The following is a 3,318-nucleotide window of genomic DNA, read 5'->3' as shown; positions in this document are numbered from 1 at the left end:
CCACGACGTCTTGGCCGACGTTGCCCTGGACGGTCAGGAGAAGCGCGCCATCCTTTCGTCATGGGCGTCGGATGCCTGCGCGGTAGAATCCGTGCCAGCGCTTCGCATGCTGCCGGGGGCGGGTGAACCAGTCAGCTTCGATGCGATCATGGATGCATTGCAACAATTGGATCAATCGGACGAGCTTGCCGGTCCTGATGGCAGTGACAGCGCGATGGTGGCCGGGTTCGTGCCATTCATCGATCGGATTTAAGCGCGACCTGATTGTTCGTGAACCATTGACCCGTCGGCGAGTGACCCCGCCGGCGGGGGGTGGCATGGGTGCGTTTCGCCCGGATTGCCGCTGAAAATTTTCCTAATACCTCTTGAAGGTGCAAGTCGCGATTCTAAATTGATGGTCGCCGGTCGCCTGATGGGGCCGGCAAGACCAGGAGGCGGCAAGGCTCTTGGCGCCTCCTATGATCCATGTTGCTCAAAGGAGGATGTGGTTATGAACCTCGATTTTACCCCCCTGTACCGGTCCAGCATCGGCTTCGACCGCATGGTCGACATGCTTGAAAATGCGAGCCGTGTGGCCTCGTTCGACAACTGGCCGCCCACGATATCGCCAAGGTTGATGATGATGACTATCGCATCACGATGGCGGTCGCCGGTTTCTCGCAGGACCAGCTGACCATCACTCACCAGCCCAACATGCTGGTCGTGAGCGGGTCGCAATCCGGCGATGAGAACGGCCAGTATCTCTACCGCGGCATCAACGGGCGCGCTTTCGAGCGTCGGTTCGAACTGGCCGATCATGTCAAAGTTGCTGGCGCCAGCCTTGAGAACGGGCTGCTGAGCATCGATCTCAAGCGCGAGGTTCCCGAGGAGATGAAACCGCGCAAGGTCGAGATCTCCAGCGGGGCTCCCATTCCGAAGATCGAAGCCCGCAAGGTCGAGACCGAGAAGCTGGCGGCCTGAGCAATCCACGATGAAGGCATCGCTTGAGCCGGGCGTCCGGCCCGGCTCACAGACCTACGAAAGGAGAAAGACAATGAGCGTACGTGATTTGATCCCATGGGGCCGGGGCAACGGAAACTCGGCGCCCAGTCTCTTCCCTGATGGAGATCGAGACCCCTTCGTCTCCCTCCACCGGGAGGTAAACCGGCTGTTCGATGACGCCTTCCGCAGCTTCGGCGCCAGACTGCCGGCCTTCAGTCCCTCTTTTGCCGCCACTTGGCCCAGCGTCGAAATTTCCGACACGGACAAGGAAGTCCGCGTCACGGCGGAAATACCCGGCCTGGACGAGAGCGACATAGAAGTCCTGCTGGACAACGGGGCGCTCAAGCTTAAAGGCGAGAAGCGTTCCGAGACCGAGGACAAAGACCGGCAGTTCTCCGAGCGCTTCTACGGTCGCTTCGAGCGCCTCATTCCGCTCGGCTACGAGGTCGAGGAAGACAAGGTCAACGCCGCCTTCAAGAACGGGGTGCTGACCGTGACCTTGCCCAAGACCGAGCGGGCGCAGGCGAAGGCCAAGCGGATCGCAATCAACGGCAAGAACTGACGCACGGCAGTATGAGCAGCGGCCGTAACGGCCGCTGCTCGTACCACCCTTCATGATAGGAGGGACAGACAATGGAGACAGTTCAAAGCAGCGACATCAGAAGCCCAACCAGGACCTCCGGCCGGCCGGACAATGACAATCGGCCTCGTGTCGACGAGCCGGCTTTGTCAATGGGGCGGTCAGTGTTTCCGGACGGCGTGACGGCACGGATCTACCAGCCATGCCGCTCGGCCACGACCTCGGCAAAGCCCCGTAAGGACTGGCGATTGATCTTCGAACCTCGCACAGCCCCGTTCATCGAGCCGCTGATGGGCTATACGGGCGGCCGGGACACCCTGACCCAGGTTCGACCGGATTTTCCGACGCTGGAGGCGGGGATCCGTTATGCGGAGCGCCAAGGCCTCAGCTACGTGGTGCAGGCTCCATCTTCTGGCTCTCAGGCCAAGGTCAGCAACAGGCAAGCATCGGAGGAGAGGCACGCCTTTTCCGACGTGGTTTGGCAACGGCTACTATTGGCATGGCTTCAGGCAAGCCACAACTATGGCGCTGGTGCAGAGGCAGCGCACATACAGACGGCGCTTTCCGAGCCCGAGACATTCTACGCCTCTCCGATGCAGGTGGTGGATGACCCGGTACTCGCACCCGAAGAGAAATGTGCCGTGCTCAAGAACTGGGCCTGGAACGAGTACCTGATCGACCTGGCCACCGCTGAAGGCATGCCGGAAAATGCACGTCCGACGCGATTGGACGAGGTTGAGCTCGCTCTGCTGGCCTTGGAAGGCAGTACCCAGAGATTCCAGACTCGGCTCAGCCCGGTACGATCCCGGATAGCCGCATGATGGAGGCAAGAATGGACCCACTGATCGTCTTCGACGCCCAACGGACCATCCCGAACCCCTTCGCGCTTGCGGTCGCGGCAGCAGGGCGGGCGCGCGCACTGGCGCGCGGCGCAGCGCCCCGGCTGGCGGCCAGGCCGAAGAGCCGGCCGCATCTCGCATTGAGTGAGATCGCCGGCAATTCGTTCGAACCTCGGGAGATCGAACCCTTCCTCCTGACTGAGCCGATCTCGCCGAAGGACTGCGTCCGTTTCAAATCCGGACCCAAGAAGCTTTGCGGCATCGGGCCGAACAGGCCCGCTGCCGCACCCGCCCTCGACTCAAGGGCGGTACATTGACGTACTGAAACGCAGGAAGGGAGTGTTGAAGAATCTCGCTTCCGACAGCAGCAGGCGGGCGCTTGATGTCGTAAACATCCTTGCCGGCATCGCGCTGGCGCTCTCGCCTTGGCTCCTTGGCTATGCTGCCGATGCTGTTGCCGTCTGGCACGCCTTCATCGGGGGCGTAATCACCGTTCTGATCGCAGCGCGCGCGTTGGTGGCGTTCCACAAATATGAGGAATGGGCGAACCTTGTCGTCGGCCTGTGGATTGTGGCCGCACCTTGGGTGCTTGGCTTTGCCGGCCTGGCGGCAGCAATGTGGTCGCACGCCATCGCTGGCGCTGTGGTTGCTGCCCTGGCAGCAGCCAGCCTTTGGCTCGCGAATGACCGACCGCTCTCTGCAGCCTGATCATAGCCGCTGGCGGGTCCGACTCTTCCGGGCCCGCTCTTTTTTTCGCGAGACGATGCCGGCGGCGATGAAGGCGTTGACGTGCCAGAATTGATGCGCTCCGGTTTGACGACCTATATCCCGCGCTGTGTGGAGTGGCCGCAATGGACATGAGTAAAGGAAAACACAACGCTGCCTTCGCTGCGCTGATGCTCTTCCAGTCTATCTACA

5 protein-coding genes and 1 pseudogene are annotated in these 3,318 nt (G+C 61.4%); all 6 read left to right on the top strand.

Annotated elements, in window-relative coordinates; translation table 11 throughout:
- Positions 1–253 (top strand): hypothetical protein (locus tag EN932_RS32110; RefSeq protein WP_128369362.1); only part of this gene is annotated, 253 nt, incomplete at its 5' end.
- Positions 254–484: 231 nt separating this feature from the next.
- Positions 485–960, top strand: a pseudogene (locus tag EN932_RS32105) (Hsp20 family protein).
- 73 nt (positions 961–1,033) lie between these two features.
- A complete protein-coding gene (locus EN932_RS32100; RefSeq protein ID WP_013525023.1) occupies positions 1,034–1,543 on the top strand; it encodes an Hsp20/alpha crystallin family protein in 510 nt (169 codons plus the stop codon).
- Positions 1,544–1,614: 71 nt separating this feature from the next.
- Positions 1,615–2,382: an NADH dehydrogenase ubiquinone Fe-S protein 4 gene (locus tag EN932_RS32095; protein ID WP_128338284.1), complete on the top strand. Its 768-nt coding sequence runs from the start codon at positions 1,615–1,617 to the stop codon at positions 2,380–2,382.
- Positions 2,383–2,393: 11 nt separating this feature from the next.
- A complete protein-coding gene (locus EN932_RS32090; protein WP_127367032.1) occupies positions 2,394–2,717 on the top strand; it encodes an RNA polymerase rpb6 in 324 nt (107 codons plus the stop codon).
- Positions 2,718–2,739: 22 nt separating this feature from the next.
- Positions 2,740–3,108, top strand: coding sequence for an SPW repeat protein (locus EN932_RS32085; RefSeq protein ID WP_127415969.1), 369 nt, complete (start codon positions 2,740–2,742; stop codon positions 3,106–3,108).
- The last annotated feature ends 210 nt before the right edge of the window (positions 3,109–3,318 follow it).

Source organism: Mesorhizobium sp. M7A.F.Ca.US.002.01.1.1, assembly GCF_004022955.1.
In the GTDB taxonomy this organism is placed as follows: domain Bacteria; phylum Pseudomonadota; class Alphaproteobacteria; order Rhizobiales; family Rhizobiaceae; genus Mesorhizobium; species Mesorhizobium ciceri.
This window is presented reverse-complemented; position numbering and strand designations above follow the sequence as displayed.

Excerpts from the sequence above, each read along its gene's own strand:
- EN932_RS32095 (WP_128338284.1), top strand. The coding sequence starts at position 1,615 with ATGGAGACAGTTCAAAGCAGCGACATCAGAAGCCCAACCAGGACCTCC.
- EN932_RS32100 (WP_013525023.1), top strand. The coding sequence starts at position 1,034 with ATGAGCGTACGTGATTTGATCCCATGGGGCCGGGGCAACGGAAACTCG.
- EN932_RS32090 (WP_127367032.1), top strand. The coding sequence starts at position 2,394 with ATGGACCCACTGATCGTCTTCGACGCCCAACGGACCATCCCGAACCCC.